Below are 18,921 nucleotides of genomic sequence, written 5' to 3' on the forward strand. Positions count from 1 at the left end.
CGTCTCCAACACACTCTCGTCTCTCACGAAAGAACCCCATTAGTGGGCAAATTAATCAGTTGTTCATCACTCAGTGGCAGGATGATCTAATGGATAACGACAGTGCGCTTGCCGATCCGAGCTCTGCCACCGATTCGCTCGACGAGTACGACATCGACGAATCGTCGAGCGTCGACGACGGCACACTCATCTATGACCGCTACCTCGATCGCGAACTGAGCTGGCTGGCCTTCAACCAACGGGTGCTCGAACTTGCCGAAGATGAGTCGATACCGCTGCTCGAACGGGCCAACTTCTTGGCCATCTTCGCTAGCAACCTCGACGAGTTCTTTATGGTGCGCGTTGCCGGCCTCAAGCGCCGTATCGACACCGGCCTTGCCGTTCCTACTAACACCGGGCGCGCGCCTGTCGAAGTGCTCGAAGAGTTGAGCGCCGCCGCTCATGCGCTGCAGGAGCGTCACGCAGCCGAGTTCACCCACAGTGTGAAGCCTGCACTCGATGCTGAGGGCATTCATATCGAGACCTGGGCCGACCTGGGCCCCGCCGACCGCGAGCGCGTTCACGACATCTTCTCGAGCCAAATCTTTCCCGTACTTATGCCGCTGGCGGTCGACCCCGCGCATCCATTCCCCTACATTTCGGGCCTCTCGCTCAACCTTTCGATTCGGGTGCGCAATCCCAAAACGCAGAAGGAAGAGTTTGCACGACTGAAGGTGCCGAGCGTGCTACCGCGTTTCATTCAGTTGCCGGATGACGGCAGCGACCAACTGCGCTACATCCCGATCGAAGATCTGATCTCCAACCATCTCGGCGCACTCTTCCCTGGCATGGAGATCTTGGCACACCACGAATTCCGGGTAACGCGAAACGAAGATGTCAACGTTGACGAAGATGAGTCCGAGAACCTCATCAAGTCGCTCGAGAAGCAGATTCTGAATCGTCGCTTTGGTCCGCCCATCCGTCTCGAAATCACTGACGACATGGATGAGGTGACACTCGGCCTTCTCGTGCGCGAGCTCAAAATCACCGAGCAGGAGGTGTATCGCCTCTCGGCCCCGCTCAACCTGAGCGGGCTGTTCCAGCTCACACGAATTGATCGACCGGCCCTGAAATATCCGCGCCACGTGCCCAACACGAGTCAGAGTCTCATGCCGACCGAAGGCAACGAGCGTGCCGATATTTTCCGTGCGATCGCGCGCAAAGACGTGCTCCTTCATCACCCCTACGAGTCGTTCTCGACGAGCGTTCAGGCCTTCCTCGAGCAGGCAGCAGCCGACCCGGATGTGCTGGCCATCAAGCAGACCCTGTACCGCACGAGCGGTGATAGCCCCATTGTTGAGGCCCTCATCGGGGCAGCAGAAGCGGGCAAGGCCGTGCTCGCGCTCGTCGAGATCAAAGCGCGCTTTGATGAGACCGCAAACATCTCGTGGGCACGCAAGCTCGAGAAGGCCGGGGTGCACGTCGTCTACGGTCTTGTCGGCCTCAAAACCCACTGCAAGCTCGCGCTCGTCGTGCGTCAAGAAGACGGCGTGCTGCGCCACTACGCCCACATCGGCACAGGAAATTACAACCCCAAAACCAGCCGCCTCTACGAAGACCTCGGATTACTGACCGCAGACGACCAGGTCGGCAAAGACCTCACCCGGCTCTTCAATGAGCTTTCGGGGTATGCGATCGAGAAGAAATTCAAGCGACTGCTGGTGGCTCCGCGCCATTTGCGCAAGGGGCTTGTCAAGCACATTGAGGCCGAAGCGTCGAACGCTCGCGCAGGACTGCCCTCGGGCATCCGGATCAAATTGAACTCAATTGTGGATGAGGCGATCATCGATGCGCTGTACCGCGCAAGCAATGCGGGCGTTCCGATCGACATCGTAGTGCGCGGAATTTGCTCACTGCGAGCGGGAGTTCCCGGGCTCAGCGAGAACATTCGGGTGCGCTCCGTCTTGGGGCGGTATCTAGAGCATTCACGCGTTTTCTTGTTCCATAACAATGGTGACCCTCAGGTGTTCATCGGCAGCTCAGACATGATGCATCGCAATCTCGACCGACGAGTCGAAGCCCTGGTACGCATCGTTGAGCCCGACCACATCGAGGAACTTGAGTACATGTTTGAGCTCGCCGTCGACGAAAATACGGCATCGTGGTGGCTCGATTCTGAGGGTAATTGGGTGCGCCATAGCCGGGCAGAGAACGGCGAACCTCTCAATGACCTACAGGATGTTCTCATGAAGCGAATCTCACAGCGCAAACGAGGCGGAGCTCGCCGGTGACCGCGACGACCACACCAGTGCTGGCCGCCGGCATAGTGTGCTGGCGAGTAGTCGACGGCAAACCACGGGTTCTGCTGGTGCACCGCACCGTGCATAAAGATGTCTCGCTGCCGAAGGGGAAACTAGATCCTGGCGAAACTCTGCCGGAGACTGCTGTTCGCGAAATATTCGAAGAGACCGGTCTTCGGGTCGATCTTGGTGCCCCACTCGGCCACGTGCATTACACGTTGGCCAACGGACGCGACAAGTACGTGCACTACTGGTCATCCGAAGTGAACGACCACGACCTCGAGCGCGCAAAGTTCACCCCCAACGACGAAATTTCATCACTCGAATGGCTGCCGCTCTCTAAAGCCCGAAAGAAGGTCAGCTATACCCACGATGTTGATGTGCTTGACCGGTTCGCCGCACTTTATGAGGCAGGAAACGCACGAACCTTTGCGATGATTGCGGTTCGACACGGCAAAGCTGTGCCGGGCGAAACCTGGGATGGCCCCGACGCCACCCGCCCGCTCATGCACCGCGGCAGCGAACAGGCCGCCATCATCGCGGGCGGTATCGCTGCCTTCGCCCCCGAACGCATCGTCAGCAGCACGGCAGCCCGGTGTTTGGCAACCATCATTCCGCTGGCGGAGCGCACAGAACTGGTAATCAAGTCGACCGACGACATCAGTCAAGACTCTTACGCCGGCAACGGTAAGGCGGTGACCGCGCTAGTAGAGAAGAGACTGAAGAAGCAGCAGTCGACCGTCCTGTGTAGTCATGGTCCGGTGCTGCCGCAGATCATTAGCGCGCTGGCGGATGCTTCGCACACAAAGCCGGATGCTCAACTGCGCGCTGCGGCACTGCTGAATACCGGCGACTTCTCGGTGCTGCACTTTGCTCGCGATACCAAGAAGCCCCGACTTGTGGCGGTAGAAACCCATCATCCCTAAGGCCCACTCGCCACACTGAGCTTTCCGGGCGATGAATTCTTCCCCAATTCGCGAGAGAATGACGTGTACGTCAGTTTCTCGAAGGGACACAGTGAAGCTCACCCGCTTTGGCACCGTCAGCATCATCGCGATGACCACCGCCCTTACGCTTTCGGCGTGCGTGCCAACGCCCCCGGGTGATAGTGCCGGACTGACGGGCACAATTATCGGTGCAGGGGCGTCGTCGCAGCAGTCTGCGCAAGAGGCGTGGGTTCGCGGTTTTCAGTTGGCCAACGTGCAAGCTACGGTCGAATACGACCCCATCGGTTCTGGCGGTGGGCGTGACACCTTCCTCGGTGGCGGCGCCATTTTCGCCGCCTCTGACCGCGCCTTTACTGTCGACGAAATCGCCGAAGAAGAATTTATTTCGTGTGTTCCCGGCACCGGCATCCTCGAGATCCCGGCCTACATCTCACCAATCGCGATCATCTTTAACGTCGACGGCGTCGACTCGCTCAATCTCGATGCTGACACGATTGCCGCAATCTTCACACAAGCTATTGACCGGTGGGATGACCCGGCGATTGCTGAACAGAACCCGACCGTTGAGTTGCCCAGTCAGCGAATTACCGCCGTTCACCGCGCGGATGACTCCGGAACCACCGCGAACTTCACGAGCTATCTGGCAGAAGCCGCACCCAATTCATGGGATGTTGGCTCAATCGAAAAGTGGCCACGTGAGTTCGGCGGAGAAGCCGCACCACAAACATCCGGCGTTGTTGACGCGGTGACCAACGGAACCGGCACTATCGGCTACGCCGACGCATCGCGCGCTGGCGGTCTCGGAACTGTCGCGGTGAAGGTGGGCGACGAGTACGTCGAGTACTCCCCCGAAGCGGCAGCCGCCATCGTCGACGTCTCACCCTTCGGTGAGGGTCGTGGCCCCACCGACTTCGCGGTAGAAATCGACCGAGCATCCACTGCAGCCGGCGTGTACCCCGTCGTACTCATCAGCTACCTCATCGCGTGCAATGAGTACGTCGCAAACGACAGAGTGGATGTCGTCAGGGGCTACTTGAACTATGTGATTAGTCCCGAAGGTCAGCAGGCCGCCGCCGCGGGAGCAGGCTCCGCCCCGATCTCACAACGACTCTTCGAGAAGGCCAGCGCAGCAGTGGCGGCAATCAAGTAATTCGGGGGCTCTCCCTCCTCCTGTTGGTGCGTCGTTTACCTGCCGTTTACCTATGACAACAATGGCGGCTACCTGCAACGCCTAGGTTTTCTATTTGGGTCGCACCGACCCGAAACCTGTCATCAACATTCCGAAGGGAAAACTGTGAACTTCAAGCGTCTTGGCACCATCGGAGCCATTGCTATCGCAGGAACCATCCTCCTCTCCTCGTGCGCACCTGCTACAGACAGCGGCGACAACGGCGAGGCCCCGTCAGAGCTCTCCGGCACCCTTATTGGCGCCGGCGCATCGTCGCAGCAGTCAGCCCAGGAGGCCTGGGTTGCTGGATTCCAGACCGCAAACAACAACGTGACCGTTGAGTACGATCCCATCGGCTCCGGTGGTGGACGCGACACCTTCATCGGTGGCGGAAGCCAGTTCGCAGGCTCCGACCGCGCATTCAAGGACGAGGAAATCGCCGAAGACAACTTCGCTTCCTGCGTTCCCGGCACCGGCATCCTCGAGATCCCTGCCTACATCTCACCAATCGCGATCATCTTCAACCTCGACGGTGTTGACTCGCTCAACCTCGACGCTGCAACGATTGCTGGCATCTTCAACGGCTCAATCACTAACTGGAACGATGATGCAATCGCTTCGCAGAACGACGGTGTAGAGCTGCCCGACCTCGCAATCACCGCTGTGCACCGCGCGGATGACTCGGGAACGACAGCGAACTTCACCGACTACCTGTCGGCTGCAGCTCCCGATGTCTGGACCGTCGGCTCGATCGAAACCTGGCCCACCGAGTTCGGTGGCGAGGGTGCTCCGCAGACCTCGGGCCTCGTTGACGCAGTAACCAACGGAACCGGAACCATCGGCTACGCTGACGCATCGCGCGCCGGTGACCTCGGAACCGTTGCCGTCAAGGTTGGCGACGAGTACGTTCCGTACTCCCCCGAAGCTGCAGCAGCAATCGTTGACGCGTCGCCATTCGCAGACGGCCGCGGCGAGACTGACCTCGCAGTGAACCTCGACCGTGCATCCGCCGAGTCGGGTGTTTACCCTGTAGTTCTCATCAGCTACCTGATCGCGTGCAACGAGTACGCATCAAGCGACGGCGTTGACCTGGTCAAGGGCTACCTCTCCTACATCATCAGCGACGAGGGCCAGAGCACCGCAGCAGACGCTGCAGGCTCGGCTCCCATCTCGTCGAAGCTGTTCGAGAAGGCACAGGCTGCGGTAGACGCAATCAAGTAACACCCTGAGTCTGCTTCGACCCCGTTGCTACTGGCAGCGGGGTCGGGCAGACTTTCCTTTGGGCCGTGTGGATAATGCCGCTCAGAAATCAGCATGATCCAGCACCAACCAGCCACGACGCAGCACCAACCAGCCACGACGCAGCACACCAAGCCAGGGATAAGGGATACTCGACACATGACCTCGACCGCGGCCCATCGTATCCGCGCGAAGCAGCGCCCAGGAGATCGCCTCTTCTCGGGCACCTCACTCACCGCTGGCGCGCTCATCCTCGCGATCCTCGCAGCCGTCGCTGCCTTCCTCGTAGTTCAGGGAATCCCAGGTATTGTCGCAGACCCCGAAGAAACCACCCTGCTTGAGGGAACCAACTTCTGGGCCTACGTTGGCCCCCTAGTCTTCGGAACCCTGTGGTCTGCAGCCCTTGCGCTGATCATGGCTGTTCCCATCGCAATCGGCATCGCGCTGTTCATCTCGCACTATGCGCCCCGCCCGCTCGCTGCAACCCTTGGCTACATCATCGATCTGCTTGCCGCAGTACCCTCAGTGGTCTTTGGCCTGTGGGGTGCCAACGTTCTTGCCGTCGGAGTGCAGCCGTTTTATGCCTGGCTCGCCGAAAACTTCAGCTGGATCCCCCTCTTCGCTGGGCCCGCCTCGGGAACCGGCCGCACCCTCCTCACCGCATCGATCGTGCTCGCCGTCATGGTGTTGCCGATCATCACCGCCATTTGCCGCGAGGTCTTCCTGCAAACTCCCGTGCTGCATGAAGAAGCGGCTCTCGCTCTCGGTGCCACACGCTGGGAAATGATCAAAATAGCGGTGCTTCCCTTCGGCCGCGCCGGCATCGTCTCTGGTGCCATGCTCGGTCTCGGCCGCGCACTGGGCGAAACCATGGCCGTCGCCATGGTGCTCTCGGCATCTAACGTGATTACGTTCGATGTGATCAGCTCCATTAACCCCTCGACCATTGCCGCCAACATTGCACTGAGCTTCCCCGAGGCCTACGGACTCAACGTCAACGTGCTCATCGCAACCGGCCTCATCCTCTTCGCTATCACCCTGATCGTCAACACAATCGCGCGCTACATCGTCAACCGCCGCAAGGAATTCTCGGGAGCGAACTGATGACCACCACAACGCCAGCGCGCCCCATCGAGAACGCCTACTCTGCAGGCCAGCTACCCCGCTGGGCGCCCCTAGTGATGCTCGTCAGTAGCCTCACCACCTTTGTCATCATCTTCATGTTTCTCCAGGCCGGTCAGCCCGCAAGCGAATTCAACATCGTTGGCGCTCTGCTCTTCGGAATCGTGCTCTACGCGGTTGTGCTCACCACCGTCTCACGGCTCGTTGAAGGCCACCGCCGCGCCACCGACCGGCTCGTTACCACCCTCGTGGCGCTCGCCTTCGTCATCGCGCTGTTGCCGCTGGTCTCGCTGATCTTCACCGTTGTCGTGAACGGTTCGGCCCGCTTCGACGTCGATTTCTTCACCCTCTCGCTGCGCAATGTTGTCGGAGAAGGTGGCGGCGCTCTTCACGCCATCATCGGCACCCTGCAGATGACCCTCGCCGCAACAATCATCTCCGTGCCGATCGGCCTGATGGCCTCCATCTACCTCGTAGAGTACGGTCGCGGCCGTCTCGCCCAAGCCATCACCTTCTTCGTGGATGTCATGACCGGCATACCCTCGATCGTTGCTGGTCTCTTCGCCTACTCGCTCATCGTGTTGTTCTTCGGCCCCGGCGTACGCGTCGGAATCGCCGGAGCCGTCGCCCTCTCTGTGCTCATGATCCCGGTGGTAGTGCGATCGAGCGAAGAAATGCTGCGGCTTGTTCCCAACGAACTGCGCGAGGCCGCGTTTGCACTCGGTGTGCCCAAGTGGCTGACCGTCATGAAAGTTGTGCTGCCGACATCCATCGCCGGAATAACGACCGGTGTGATGCTCTCCATCGCCCGCGTGATTGGTGAGACCGCACCGCTGCTGATAGCTGCAGGTTTCACCAACAATTTCAACTACTCGCTATTCAGCGACCGCATGCAGAGCCTGCCCGTGTTCGTCTACAGCTCCTACATTTCGCAGGGCACAGACGCCCAGTCCTACATTGATCGGGCGTGGGCCGGAGCGCTCACCCTCATCCTGATCGTGATGGCACTCAATCTCCTGGCACGCATCATCGCCAAGATCTTCGCCCCCAAGACCGGTCGATAACCGAAGGAAACCCTAATTCGTGTCTAAGCGCATCGAAGTCAATGATCTCGACGTCTACTACAGCAAGTTTCGCGCTGTGGAAGGTGTCTCGCTCACGATTGAACCCCGCACAGTGACCGCCTTGATCGGCCCCTCCGGTTGCGGCAAGTCCACTTTTCTGCGCACCCTGAACCGTATGCACGAGGTTATTCCTGGCGCCTACGTTGACGGTGAAGTGCTGATCGATGGCAACAACCTGTATGCACCTGGCGTTGACCCGGTAAGCGTGCGCCGCCAAGTGGGCATGGTGTTCCAGCGCCCCAACCCCTTCCCCACGATGTCTATTCGCGACAATGTGCTTGCCGGTGTCAAGCTCAACAACACCCGCATCAGCAAGAGCGACGCTGATGACCTCGCCGAACAATCACTGGTGGGCGCGAACCTTTGGCAGGAAGTCAAAGAGCGGCTCGACAAGCCCGGATCGTCACTGTCTGGCGGGCAGCAGCAACGACTCTGCATCGCCCGCGCTATCGCGGTGAAGCCCGACGTTGTGCTGATGGACGAGCCGTGCTCGGCCCTCGACCCCATCTCCACTCTGGCCATTGAGGACCTCATCGAGGAACTCAAACAGGATTACACGATCGTGATCGTGACCCACAACATGCAGCAGGCATCACGCGTCTCCGACCGCACAGCTTTCTTCAACATTGCCGGAACCGGTGCGCCAGGCAAGCTCATCGAGTACGACGACACCACCACGATCTTCTCGAACCCGGCCATCCAGTCAACAGAAGACTACGTATCGGGCAAGTTCGGCTAGCGAACCGCCTGAGCACCACAGAACAGCCCCCGCGCCAATTGGCCGGGGGCTACTCTGTTTATGCGGAGCTCGCGCAGACTAAAACAGGGTGTCTCCGATATAGCCGCCCTTGAGGCAACCCGGAGGGATCGCGAAGACTGCCGAGCCGACCGGGGTTGTCCACGTGTTGAGCAGGTCGAGCGTATCGAGAGCTTTCTGCACGGGAACGAACTGTCGATCGACATCCGCCTGAAAACTCGCAAAGAGTAGACCCGAGTTCGAGACACTGGAATCGCCCGCGAAAACCGTGTCGTCGTAGTTGTAGCCACGACGATACATTTTCGTTCCATGGGCACCATCTTTGGCGCGACGCACATGCGCGAACGCCGGGATCACGGGGAACCCTAGGCGATCCTTCGCTTCGAGGTCGGGCAGGTCAGTTTCTGCTGTGCCCGTGAGCGGTGCCCCTGTGCTGAGAGTGCGACCGATGGTCTCCTCGCGCCCCGGACGGTCGATCTTGTCCCAGCCATCGAGATCCATGGCGATGCGGCGCAGCACAAAACTTGTACCACCCTGCAACCATGACGGCACATCGGTGCTCCACACCGTGTCATCAAACTCACTAGTGCCCGGAGCCGGGTTTGCCGAACCGTCAACCTGACCGAAAAGGTTGCGCATAGTAGTTGCCGGATTCTCGGCGCCAGCAGCACGACGAAACCCGCTCTGCGTCCACCGTGGAACAGCAAAGCTGCGCGAATCCTTCACCAGCATGCGGGTTGCGTGAGCGACCGTCAGTGGATCATTCGCCGCGATCTGCAACAACAGATCACCATCACAATAGGCCGAATCGAGTTGGTCAACGCCGAATGCCGGAAGCGGGCGCAACCATTCAGGCCCGCTTGCGCCGGCGAGTTCAACGATCCGCGGACCAAAGCCGAACGTGACGGTGAGTTGAGCCGGGATGATCGCAAGTTCGGGCTCTGAGTCAGCGAGGGCTGGTTGCCCCGCCGTGAGTCGTGCTGCGTCGTCAGTGAGCACCATCATCAGGCGCCGCAATGCCGCCCCGTCAACCTCAGGCTGCAGATTAAAGGCGATAAATATCGCGTGTGACTGAGCCGGGGTGGCAATACCCGCTTGATGCTCGCCGTAGAACGGCACTGCGCCGTCGAAGGCTGGCTGTGGGGTGAAAGTAGCAGCATCGTGCACTGCAGTGGCGTCGGTGCTGCCCGACGGCGCGACCACTGACGGTGCTTCGGCGATCGACGCAATGCCCGCAGCTCCGGCCGCGCCGGCGCCTGCCGCGGCGGCACCTCCCCAGAGAAGGTGCCGCCGCGTGAGTCCACGCGAATTGTCTGGCTCGTGTGGTTCAGACAATTATTCGTTCATCTCCATGTCGCCATCCATGTCGCCATCCATGTTCGTGCCGCTGCCGCCCTCATAGTTTTCGTTGGCGCCGGAGTAGTCCTTAGCGGGCGCTGTGACCTCAAGGGTGCTGCCGTCATCGAGTGTGAGAGTGAGCGTCACGTCATCTCCCGCAAGAATCGGGTCAGTGACACCCATGATCATGATGTGGTTTCCGCCAGGTTCGAGCATGAGCGATCCGCCTGCAGGAATCACGAAGCCGCCATCGATGGGGCGCATCACCATTTCGCCGGCATCGTTTTCGACTGTCTCATGCAACTCGGTCATGTCTGAAACAGACGTGGATACCGAGACCACCGTGATGTCGCGGTCGGTGGGGTTCTCGATCATGCCAAAGGCCGCCGTCATGCCGCCGTCGACAGCCTTTACCCACATGTCGCTCGTGGTGAGCGTGGTTGCCGCGGATTCGACAGCTGCAGTGTCATCTCCGTCACTTGATGCGGTGGTCGAGCATCCGGTGAGCGCAAGTGCACCCGCCGCCAGCACGGCAAGGATACGGAACTTGTTGAGTGTGTTGTTCATCTGTGTCTTACTTCTTTCGTTGAGTGAGGAACCATCGCGTGGCGATGGCTCCGGCAAAAAGGGCGATGCCAATTGCGGCACCAATGAGGGTGGTAACTAGCAGTGGGCTCAGCACTGGTGCGCTTGAGCCGTCTGCGGGGGATGATGTGGCGGCGTCTGCCTGTTCCGCCGCTGACTCCTCGAGACCAAACGTCGCCCCGGGAGTCTCGCGACCGACCGCAAACTCGAAGACACCAGAAATCGGGTGCCCATCGCTGGAGACCACACGCCACCGCACCTGATAGCTGCCCTCGGGCAGTTCCGGCAGCAGCGGCTGTGTGGCGGTGCGGCGGTCCACTTGGAGTGGGCCGCTCACCCAGTCGGTGCCGTCCGCATCCACCACCATTGCCAGTTGGGTGATATCCATAAGGTCGTCCGTGAACTCAAGTGTGATCGCGTCGGGGGAAACCTCGACGACCTCGTTTTCGTTCGGAAACTGCCCAATGATCTGATCGTGAGCGGATGCCGCCAGCGGCGCCCCCACAAGGAGCACAGCAGCAAGCAGGGCCGCCCCCACGATCCGCGCGAAGGTACGCAAAAACGTCATCTGAGTTGTCAGCTTTCTGTGGTCATTGCGGGGTGCCTGAGGCGACCGCCAATGGCGGCGCGCACGCACGACCGCACAGCCGATGACTTTCTGCCATCGAACTGCGGAGAGGGTTAGGAGAAGACCGCTGCTGCGATCGGTGGCCCTCGTCTGCTGACAACAGAACGTAATGAGTGAAGAGTTTCGGCGATCGCGCCCCAGTGCAAGACCAGGGTGGCGGGTGCACGACGGATGCTGACGGGTGCGACGCCTGAGACCAGCACGCGCCGAATCTGGCGGCGTGCACTCGCAACAATTGCGTTGAGGGCTGCGACGCCTTGGCGCAACGCAACAATGGTGACGACGGCAGCGATAGCGTGCCCGGCCGTCATGGGTACCGCCCCGTGTGCACCGTGGTTGACGGCGCCCGTCGCAACAGTGAAGGCAACATCGTGGTGTCCGGTGCTGGAGGCGATGACATTGCCGGCATTGCCGATGACGGCGAACACGGTATGGAAGAAGGTTTGGGCGATGGTGACGGCGATTGCTACTCGCGGCAGCGACATCCGTTTGCCGACGAGGGGGATGCTGACGAGTGTGGCGAAGGCCAGAGCGAGAGCCAGAGCGACCCCGCTGGGGGCGTTGCCGCCGCCGAAGACGTGCGCGAGCACAGCGACGAATACCGAGAAGGCAGCAATCAACAAGCCACGGAGAACTTGGGTTCCCCTGCTGACCATGATCGCTCCCCTAGTGTGTGCGCTTCTCCGCGATGGAGGCTCGCTCTTAGTTTAGGCGCTCTCGAAGACGACTATCGGCTCGGTGGTTGGCGCATCCGATCCGCCCTTGGGTTCGATCGTGACACCGACAACATCGCCGGGGGCCATTTCACCTTCGAGCACACGCCAGGTCGTTCCGTCTTCGGATGCGTTCATGAGACCGGCTGGGCGGGCACCGGCACTGTCGATGTACCACAGTGCGTACACCTGGTCAGCGGAAAGCTGCTCAAGCCCATCAAAGATGACGACAGAGGAACTGAGTTCCTGTGACCACACAAACGTGGCTGTGGCGCCACCGGTGACCGTTGAGACGAGTCTCTGTGAGTCGCTTGCCGCGTTGATGGCTACAAGCTGGTCGGCCTGTTGGGCTGCGAAGCTTGTCTCCTGAAGCGACGTGCGGCCGATGGAGTCAGCAACAACGCCTCCGGCGACGATCAGGGCAATCGCCGCGGCGACTGCTGCGAGTGCGGTAGCGGGGCGAGTGAACCAACGCGCCTGAGCCTTGGCCTCGGCGGATGATGTCGGCTGCTGTGCCGAAGCGGTGGCTGCGTCATCCACGGTCTCGACTTCGCGAGGAAGCTGAGGGGTCTGCGCAATCATTGCCATGAGGTTGGCTTTGAGCGCGGGCGGTGGTGTGACCGGGTCAATGGCCATGCCGAGAGCTACGGCGGTGTCAGAAAGTTCTGTGGTTTCGGTGCGGGTTTCACCAGATTTCGCGAGGTGCGCTTCGAACGCTGCGCGCTCCTCTTCGGTGAGGGCGTTGAGTGCGTAGGCACCGGATTGTGCTGCGAGGTCGTCGTTGCGGGCGGTCATGATGCCACCCCCAATTCGTCGCGTAGGCGGATCATTCCATCACGTAGTCGGGTTTTGACAGTGCCGACAGGAACCTTGAGCATGGTCGCCACCTCACTGTGGCTATAGCCGCCGTAATACGCAAGGGAGACAGCTTGGCGCTGGAGTTCTGTCAGTCGGGACATGGCCTTCTCTACCCTTTCGTGTTCGAGTCGGACTTCTATGGTTTCTGAAACGTGATCGTAGTCCGGGTTGTGATCACGGATGCCGATGCGCACATCGCGGTCGCGGGACGACTGCGAGGAGCGCACACGGTCAACACTTCGGCGGTGCGCCATGGTGAGAATCCAGCTCACGGCGGCCCCCTTATTCGCATCGAATCGGGTTGCGGTTTGCCAAATCTCAAGAAAAATTTCTTGCGTCACTTCTTCAGATTGCGAATGGTCGCGCAGGAGCCTCTTGACGAGTCCGAAAACTCGGGGGGCCAGTTGGTCGTAGAGCTCGCTGAATGCGGCTTGGTCACCGGTGGCGACACGCTCGAGCAGATCTTGTGGGGTCGAGACAGACGCTCCCGGATCTTCGGGGTGCGCGCTGACATCAGCTTCACGAGACATAACTACCAGCATGACAGGTTCCTCTGATCCTTCATCGCAGATTTGTGGTTCAGTAGCGAAGTTTCAGGCAGTGGATGCGGGGCTAGCGATGGGTTTCGCCAGTTGCTTTCACTGGTCGGTAATTCGGTGCGCTGCCCCGATCGGTTTGGTCGGTGCACGGCCTGCACTAACGAAAGTCGCTCGAACTGCGGAGGGAACGAGTGAGGAACTCCGCGAGGGGCGAATAATCGCCGCCGCGTGGGCGCAAAAAATGCCGGGCCACAGAAACGCCTCTCGGCGCGAGGCCGCTCGAAGCGGCTAATATTGGAGCCCGGGGTTACTGTGGCCCGGCGATAAAAAGCTTAGCAAAGTGCTTGCTGTGTGCGTTCTCAGCCAGCGGCACCGGTCACTGTCTGCTTGGGAGGCGCGGTAGGAACCCGTTACGTGACAATCGGGAGACTCCGCCTGGCCGTTTGGCGAGCATTTGTTTCCGTTTTGTGCGGATTTCGTGACAAACGGGTTGCAATAGCAACCTTTTCAGCACTTTGTAGTGTTTTTTCGGGCCATTTGTGCGATTATCAGTCTGCCGCGCAAGGCTGCGTAGCTGACCACGTGAGTGTCGAAAAGCTGGGAGAACCTCCAATGAAGTCCAAGCCGTTACCCACTGATCCAATGATCCGCGAGCTGATCCGCCATGCGCAAAACGCTCAGATCGGTCGACGCACACTGCTTACCGGAGCCGCTGCCGGCGCAACCGGGCTCGCGCTCGCCGCCTGCTCTACGGGAACTGGCGAATTGACCGCGGCTCCCGACGAGAGTGCCACCAACAAGAAGGTTCGCTGGGACAACTGGGCGCTGTATGTCGACGTAGATGACGCGGGCGGCTACCCCACTATTGAGGCCTTTGAAGCTCAGACCGGCATCAACGTCGAGTACACGGAAGCGGTCGACGACAACAACACGTACTACGCCAAGGTGAAAGATCAGCTCTCGCTCGGCAAAGACATTGGGGCAGATGTTGTCTGCCTCACCGACTGGATGGTCGCTCGCTTAATCCGCTTTGGCTACACCCAGAAGCTTGACCGCGCGAAGATGCCCAATCTCGACAACCTATTGCCGTCGCTACAAGACGTCGACTTCGATCCGGGTCGCGAGATGAGCGTCCCGTGGCAGGGTGGTTTCGCTGGCATTGCTTGGAACAAGGAGCAGCTGCCCAACGGGATCAAGTCCGTTCAGGACCTCTGGAAGCCCGAGCTCAAGGGCCGCGTCGGTGTACTCTCCGAGATGCGCGACACAATGGGCCTCATCATGCTCGACCAGGGTGTTGATATCTCTGGAAAGTGGGGCGATGACGAGTTCAACGCCGCGATTGATGAGTTCTCGAAGCAGGTTTCCGACGGTCAGATCCGTAACATCAAGGGCAACGCGTACAAAGAGGACCTCGTCAACGAGGACACCCTCGCCGCGATCGTGTGGTCGGGCGACATCGTTCAGCTCAATGCCGAGAATGGCGACAAGTGGGACTTCGTTGTTCCCGATGCTGGCGGAACCCTATGGAATGACAACTTCATGGTCCCGATCGGTAGCAGCGCGAAGTCAAACGTGGAAGAAATGATCAACTACTACTACGATCCTGCAGTCGCCGCCGAGGTTGCCGCCTACGTGAACTACATCACCCCGGTTGTCGGAGCCAAAGAAGCAGCAGCGGCCATTGACCCTGAACTTGCAAACAACAATCTCATCTTTCCTGATGAGCAAACGTTGTCGAACGCTTTCGTCTTCCGCGGGCTAGACAACTCAGAGGAGCAGAAGTACAACACCGCGTTCCAGAGCGTCCTCCTCGGCGCAGTCTGATGGGGATTGACACCTTCGCCGAGAGTGGCGCTGACCTTGAACTGGTGGGAATCCATAAACGATTCCCTGGATTCACCGCAATTGAAGACCTCAACCTCACCATCCCAGCAGGCTCGTTCTTCGCCCTGCTGGGGCCGTCTGGGTGCGGAAAGACGACTACGTTGCGGCTCGTGGCCGGTCTCGAAGCTCCGACAGCGGGGCGGATCCTGCTCGGCGGTAAAGATGTGACCAACCAGAAGTCGTCGCAACGTCCGGTCAATACGGTGTTCCAAAGCTATGCCCTCTTTCCCCACATGACCGTGCTGGAAAATGTTGCTTTCGGCCTGCGCCGCCGCAAGATGGCCGACCCACTCGACAAGGCCCACGAGATGCTGCGACTTGTCGAGCTTGACCATTTGGCTAGCCGCAGACCCCAGCAGCTTTCAGGCGGGCAGCAGCAGCGGGTGGCGCTGGCCCGCGCCATCGTCAACCGCCCAGCGTTGCTGCTCCTTGATGAACCGCTCGGTGCGCTCGACCTCAAACTGCGTCGCCAGATGCAACTCGAACTCAAAACGATCCAAGAGGATGTCGGCCTCACTTTCTTGCATGTGACTCACGACCAGGAGGAGGCCATGACTATGGCCGACACGATTGCGGTCATGAACAAGGGTCGCATTGAGCAGATGGGCGCCCCACAGGAACTCTATGAACTGCCGCGGACGTCGTTTGTGGCGAATTTTCTCGGCCAGTCGAACCTGTTCACCGGACCTGTCCTCGGTACGACGAGCACAGGGGTCTCCGTCGACGTGGCGGGCCACGCGATCACCGTACCGATCGACCGGGCTCATCGCACCACCGGCGAGGTTACGATCGGCGTTCGCCCCGAGAAGCTGACCCTGCACCGCAGTAAACCCGCCCACAATGCGGATGTCAACGTGATGGGCCCAGGTCGGGTAATCGACGTCTCGTTCAGCGGAGTGAGCACCCAATACTTGGTCGAGGTTCCCGGCGCCGGCACGCTCGTCGTTTTCGCTCAGAACATGACGTTCGGCTCTGACGTTCATGAAGGAGACGAGGTGTGGGTCAGCTGGACCATGGACCACGGTTTCGGCCTTGACGACGACCCGGCGGATGCACCGCGGTTCGCGCCTGATCTCGACACTCGCACTATCGCTGCGCAGCACCGTCTAGAGGGTGCATAGCGATGGCTTTCGCTGCATTCTCTTCATCGACTGCCCCCGCTGCAGCTGATACTTCCCGCAAGAAGAGTCCGGTAGCGCTGCTTCTCCTGCTCCCCGGCATCCTCTATCTGGTTCTCTTCTTTCTGACGCCGCTGGTGTCGCTTTTGCTGACTTCGCTAAAAGCGCCGTCAGAGTTCGGCGACTTCGGCCAATTTAGCTACGCGTTCCGCTGGGAGAACTACGTTGACGTCGTCACTGCTTACTGGCCGCACATTATTCGTTCGTTCGGCTACGCGATTACCGCCACGTTCTTCGCTCTGATCATCAGTTACCCACTGGCGTACTTTATTGGAGTCAAGGCTAGGCGCTGGCCTCTGGTGCAGAGCCTTGCTCTGGTGTTGATTATCGCGCCATTTTTCATCAGCTTTCTACTGCGTACTCTGGCGTGGAAGCAGCTCTTCTCCGATGAATCATTCCTCGTGACTTCGCTCAAAGCCATGTCGTTACTTGCGCCCGACGCACACGTCACCGGAACCGCTTTCTCGGTAATCTTCGGCCTCACGTACAACTTCATCCCGTTCATGACGTTGCCGCTGTATACGACTTTGGAACGCCTCGATGTTCGCTACCTCGAAGCAGGTAGTGACCTTTATGCCAGCCCGTTCCACGTATTCCGCAAGATCACTACCCCGCTCTCCATGCCAGGCATCGTGGCGGGAACCCTTCTGACGTTCATCCCGGCAGCGGGCGACTACATCAATGCGAGCCGAGAGTTTCTCGGTGGCACCGGCACCCAAATGATGGGAAACGTCATTGAGGCGAACTTTTTGGTGCTCCAAAACTATCCCGCGGGAGCAGCTCTCTCCATCATTCTGATGACAGCAATTCTCGTAATGGTAAGTATCTACGTGAAGAGATCCGGAACGGAGGAGCTTCTGTGAAACTCTCCATTGGCAAATGGGTACTGCCCGTTTACACCGCGCTTGCGCTGCTGATCCTGATGATTCCTATCGGCTACACCTTCGTCTACAGCTTCAACGACTCCCTCAAATCGAACATCACATGGCGGGGTTTCACTTTCGACAAGTGGCTCAACGTCTGCAACGTGCAGAATGGTGCTGTGTGCGAGGCCTTCGGCAACAGCATCTTCATCGCGGTGGTGGCGACGGTAGCGGCGACCACGCTCGGCACCATGATCGCTATCGCGATGGTGCGCTACCGTTTCAAGTTCCGCTCACAACTGAGCCTGTTTCTCTTTCTTCCGATGGCGACTCCGGAAGTCGTACTCGGCGCCGGACTCGCCGCACAGTTCCTGTCGATCGGCGTGCCCAAGGACATGACGACGATCATCCTCGCCCACACGATGTTTAGCATCAGCTTTGTGGTGGTTGCCGTGAAGGCCCGCGTGGCGACGCTGGATCCGGCCCTTGAGGAGGCCGGTCGAGACCTTTACGGGTCGGCGCTTCAAGTATTTATGCGCATCACTTTCCCCCTGTTGCTTCCCGGAATTCTCGCTGCAGCCCTGCTCTCGTTCGCGTTGTCGTTCGATGACTTCATCATCACGAACTTTAACTCTGGCAATGTGACAACGTTCCCTAAGTACATCTGGATTTCGGCGGCTCGAGGCATTCCCGCCGAGGCGAACGTGGTTGCTTCAGCGGTGTTCATTCTGGCGCTGGTTATTGTGGTGAGCGTGCAGGTGTCTGGCGCTGCCCGCGCTAAGCGTCTCGCCAAGATGAACTAGGTCGAGCGACGCACGGATGCTCTTTGTTAGCCAAGGAGGTTAGTCGAGAACGTTAGTCGAGCGTTCCGGCCCTGAACATTTTGGCGCAGGTTGAGAATTCATCTGCGGTGCGGGAGTAGCGGTCGGCGCGGGTAGTGAGTTCGCTGGCTCGTTCCGGGTTCAGTAGTTCTTGATCGTCGGCGATACTGCCCGCACCTGACGCCAGAATGCGGCTGAATGATGCTGCCCGATCGAGGGCCACCCCAAAGTCGCCGCGAAATACCCCACGCAATATTTGGTCGGCCAAGTCTTTGATTTCTGCGGGCCCGGTGGGGTTGACGGCGCCTGTGACTGCCGCGTCAATGGTGCGGAGGGTGTCGATGCCGCGCTGAAAGAGCAGGCTGGTGCCCACGGCATCCTGTTGGATGACGGCACGCAGTAGGTAGATGCGCCAGAGGGCACCCGGCAGGCTCCTGGGGCTCGATCGCGACCACAGTTCGGCGAGCGCATCGATGCCGTGTTCATCGGTGTACGCGACGATGCGGTCAAGCACGGCAGGATCTTGCGCATTGCGTGCACCTTCGATGAGCGCGTGGGCTGTATCGTGGGCTGCGCGCATTATTTGGGCGGGATCTTGACCGCCCTCAAATGTGTCAAACTTATCTGTCGAGTACTGCGTGGGCTTATGGAAATTTTCTACCATAAGATCACGGTACGCTTAACATGTAGGGCCTGTAGCTCAGTTGGTAGAGCATCGGACTTTTAATCCGCGGGTCCCGGGTTCGAGTCCCGGCGGGCCCACATTTTTCTTTGTCGAAAAGACAGCTTTAGCTTTCGGATGCAGTTCCAGAGGCATATGCGCTATCCACAATTCTCATTGTTCCCAACCATGCGCAAATCCCCTATCTCGCTTAGGC

General features: G+C 59.5%; 18 protein-coding genes and 1 tRNA gene. 12 read left to right on the top strand and 7 right to left on the bottom strand.

Annotated elements, in window-relative coordinates:
- Positions 1–89 precede the first annotated feature (89 nt).
- The 7 genes from AADH44_RS10395 to pstB all read left to right on the top strand — a co-directional run bounded on the left by AADH44_RS10395 (position 90) and on the right by pstB (position 8,618).
- Positions 90–2,270, top strand: a complete 2,181-nt coding sequence (locus AADH44_RS10395) for an RNA degradosome polyphosphate kinase (RefSeq protein WP_341952732.1) — start codon at positions 90–92, stop codon at positions 2,268–2,270.
- Entirely contained in the window at positions 2,267–3,205 is a 939-nt protein-coding gene (locus AADH44_RS10400) for an NUDIX domain-containing protein (RefSeq protein WP_341952733.1), read from the top strand. Before AADH44_RS10395 ends, AADH44_RS10400 begins: the two co-directional genes overlap by 4 nt.
- Positions 3,206–3,296: 91 nt before the next feature.
- Positions 3,297–4,376: a phosphate ABC transporter substrate-binding protein PstS gene (locus AADH44_RS10405; protein WP_341952734.1), complete on the top strand. Its 1,080-nt coding sequence runs from the start codon at positions 3,297–3,299 to the stop codon at positions 4,374–4,376.
- A 144-nt stretch (positions 4,377–4,520) separates the two neighbouring features.
- Positions 4,521–5,615, top strand: a complete 1,095-nt coding sequence (locus AADH44_RS10410) for a phosphate ABC transporter substrate-binding protein PstS (protein ID WP_341952735.1) — start codon at positions 4,521–4,523, stop codon at positions 5,613–5,615.
- A gap of 177 nt (positions 5,616–5,792) precedes the next feature.
- Positions 5,793–6,737 carry a phosphate ABC transporter permease subunit PstC gene (gene pstC, locus AADH44_RS10415; protein WP_341952736.1) on the top strand — a complete coding sequence of 315 codons (945 nt, stop codon included), beginning with the start codon at positions 5,793–5,795 and terminating at the stop codon, positions 6,735–6,737.
- A complete protein-coding gene (gene pstA, locus AADH44_RS10420) occupies positions 6,737–7,819 on the top strand; it encodes a phosphate ABC transporter permease PstA (RefSeq protein ID WP_341952737.1) in 1,083 nt (360 codons plus the stop codon). Before pstC ends, pstA begins: the two co-directional genes overlap by 1 nt.
- 19 nt (positions 7,820–7,838) lie before the next feature.
- Complete coding sequence (gene pstB / locus AADH44_RS10425) at positions 7,839–8,618, top strand: phosphate ABC transporter ATP-binding protein PstB (protein ID WP_341952738.1); 780 nt, start codon at positions 7,839–7,841, stop codon at positions 8,616–8,618.
- Between the two features lie 78 nt (positions 8,619–8,696).
- Here the strand turns inward: pstB and AADH44_RS10430 are convergent, their stop codons facing one another.
- From AADH44_RS10430 to AADH44_RS10455, 6 genes are all read right to left on the bottom strand, one after another.
- Complete coding sequence (locus AADH44_RS10430) at positions 8,697–9,971, bottom strand: Dyp-type peroxidase (protein WP_341952739.1); 1,275 nt, start codon at positions 9,969–9,971, stop codon at positions 8,697–8,699.
- Positions 9,972–10,541 (bottom strand): copper chaperone PCu(A)C, encoded by a 570-nt coding sequence (locus AADH44_RS10435; RefSeq protein ID WP_341952740.1) that lies wholly within the window; start codon positions 10,539–10,541, stop codon positions 9,972–9,974.
- 7 nt (positions 10,542–10,548) lie between these two features.
- Positions 10,549–11,127 carry a copper resistance CopC family protein gene (locus AADH44_RS10440; RefSeq protein WP_341952741.1) on the bottom strand — a complete coding sequence of 193 codons (579 nt, stop codon included), beginning with the start codon at positions 11,125–11,127 and terminating at the stop codon, positions 10,549–10,551.
- Positions 11,128–11,240: 113 nt separating this feature from the next.
- Positions 11,241–11,843 carry a hypothetical protein gene (locus AADH44_RS10445; RefSeq protein WP_341952742.1) on the bottom strand — a complete coding sequence of 201 codons (603 nt, stop codon included), beginning with the start codon at positions 11,841–11,843 and terminating at the stop codon, positions 11,241–11,243.
- A gap of 51 nt (positions 11,844–11,894) precedes the next feature.
- The gene (locus tag AADH44_RS10450) at positions 11,895–12,695 is read right to left on the bottom strand and encodes an anti-sigma factor (RefSeq protein ID WP_341952743.1); all 801 of its coding nucleotides are present in this window, start codon (positions 12,693–12,695) and stop codon (positions 11,895–11,897) included.
- Positions 12,692–13,300 (bottom strand): sigma-70 family RNA polymerase sigma factor, encoded by a 609-nt coding sequence (locus AADH44_RS10455; RefSeq protein WP_341952744.1) that lies wholly within the window; start codon positions 13,298–13,300, stop codon positions 12,692–12,694. Before AADH44_RS10455 ends, AADH44_RS10450 begins: the two co-directional genes overlap by 4 nt.
- Positions 13,301–13,909: 609 nt before the next feature.
- On the opposite strand from AADH44_RS10455, the gene AADH44_RS10460 reads away from it, so the two are divergent.
- The 4 genes from AADH44_RS10460 to AADH44_RS10475 are packed head-to-tail and all read left to right on the top strand — an operon-like array spanning position 13,910 to position 18,025.
- Complete coding sequence (locus tag AADH44_RS10460; protein WP_341952745.1) at positions 13,910–15,121, top strand: spermidine/putrescine ABC transporter substrate-binding protein; 1,212 nt, start codon at positions 13,910–13,912, stop codon at positions 15,119–15,121.
- Positions 15,121–16,302, top strand: a complete 1,182-nt coding sequence (locus AADH44_RS10465) for an ABC transporter ATP-binding protein (RefSeq protein ID WP_341952746.1) — start codon at positions 15,121–15,123, stop codon at positions 16,300–16,302. Before AADH44_RS10460 ends, AADH44_RS10465 begins: the two co-directional genes overlap by 1 nt.
- A gap of 2 nt (positions 16,303–16,304) precedes the next feature.
- Positions 16,305–17,222 carry an ABC transporter permease gene (locus AADH44_RS10470; protein WP_341952747.1) on the top strand — a complete coding sequence of 306 codons (918 nt, stop codon included), beginning with the start codon at positions 16,305–16,307 and terminating at the stop codon, positions 17,220–17,222.
- Positions 17,219–18,025, top strand: coding sequence for an ABC transporter permease subunit (locus AADH44_RS10475; protein WP_341952749.1), 807 nt, complete (start codon positions 17,219–17,221; stop codon positions 18,023–18,025). Before AADH44_RS10470 ends, AADH44_RS10475 begins: the two co-directional genes overlap by 4 nt.
- 52 nt (positions 18,026–18,077) lie before the next feature.
- On the opposite strand, the gene AADH44_RS10480 is transcribed toward AADH44_RS10475, so the two are convergent.
- The gene (locus AADH44_RS10480; protein ID WP_341952750.1) at positions 18,078–18,707 is read right to left on the bottom strand and encodes a DNA-directed RNA polymerase subunit beta; all 630 of its coding nucleotides are present in this window, start codon (positions 18,705–18,707) and stop codon (positions 18,078–18,080) included.
- Positions 18,708–18,732: 25 nt separating this feature from the next.
- Here AADH44_RS10480 and AADH44_RS10485 point away from each other — a divergent pair.
- Positions 18,733–18,805 (top strand) — tRNA-Lys (locus tag AADH44_RS10485).
- Positions 18,806–18,921: the final 116 nt, after the last annotated feature.

Source organism: Salinibacterium sp. TMP30, from assembly GCF_038397785.1.
Classification (GTDB): domain Bacteria; phylum Actinomycetota; class Actinomycetes; order Actinomycetales; family Microbacteriaceae; genus Rhodoglobus.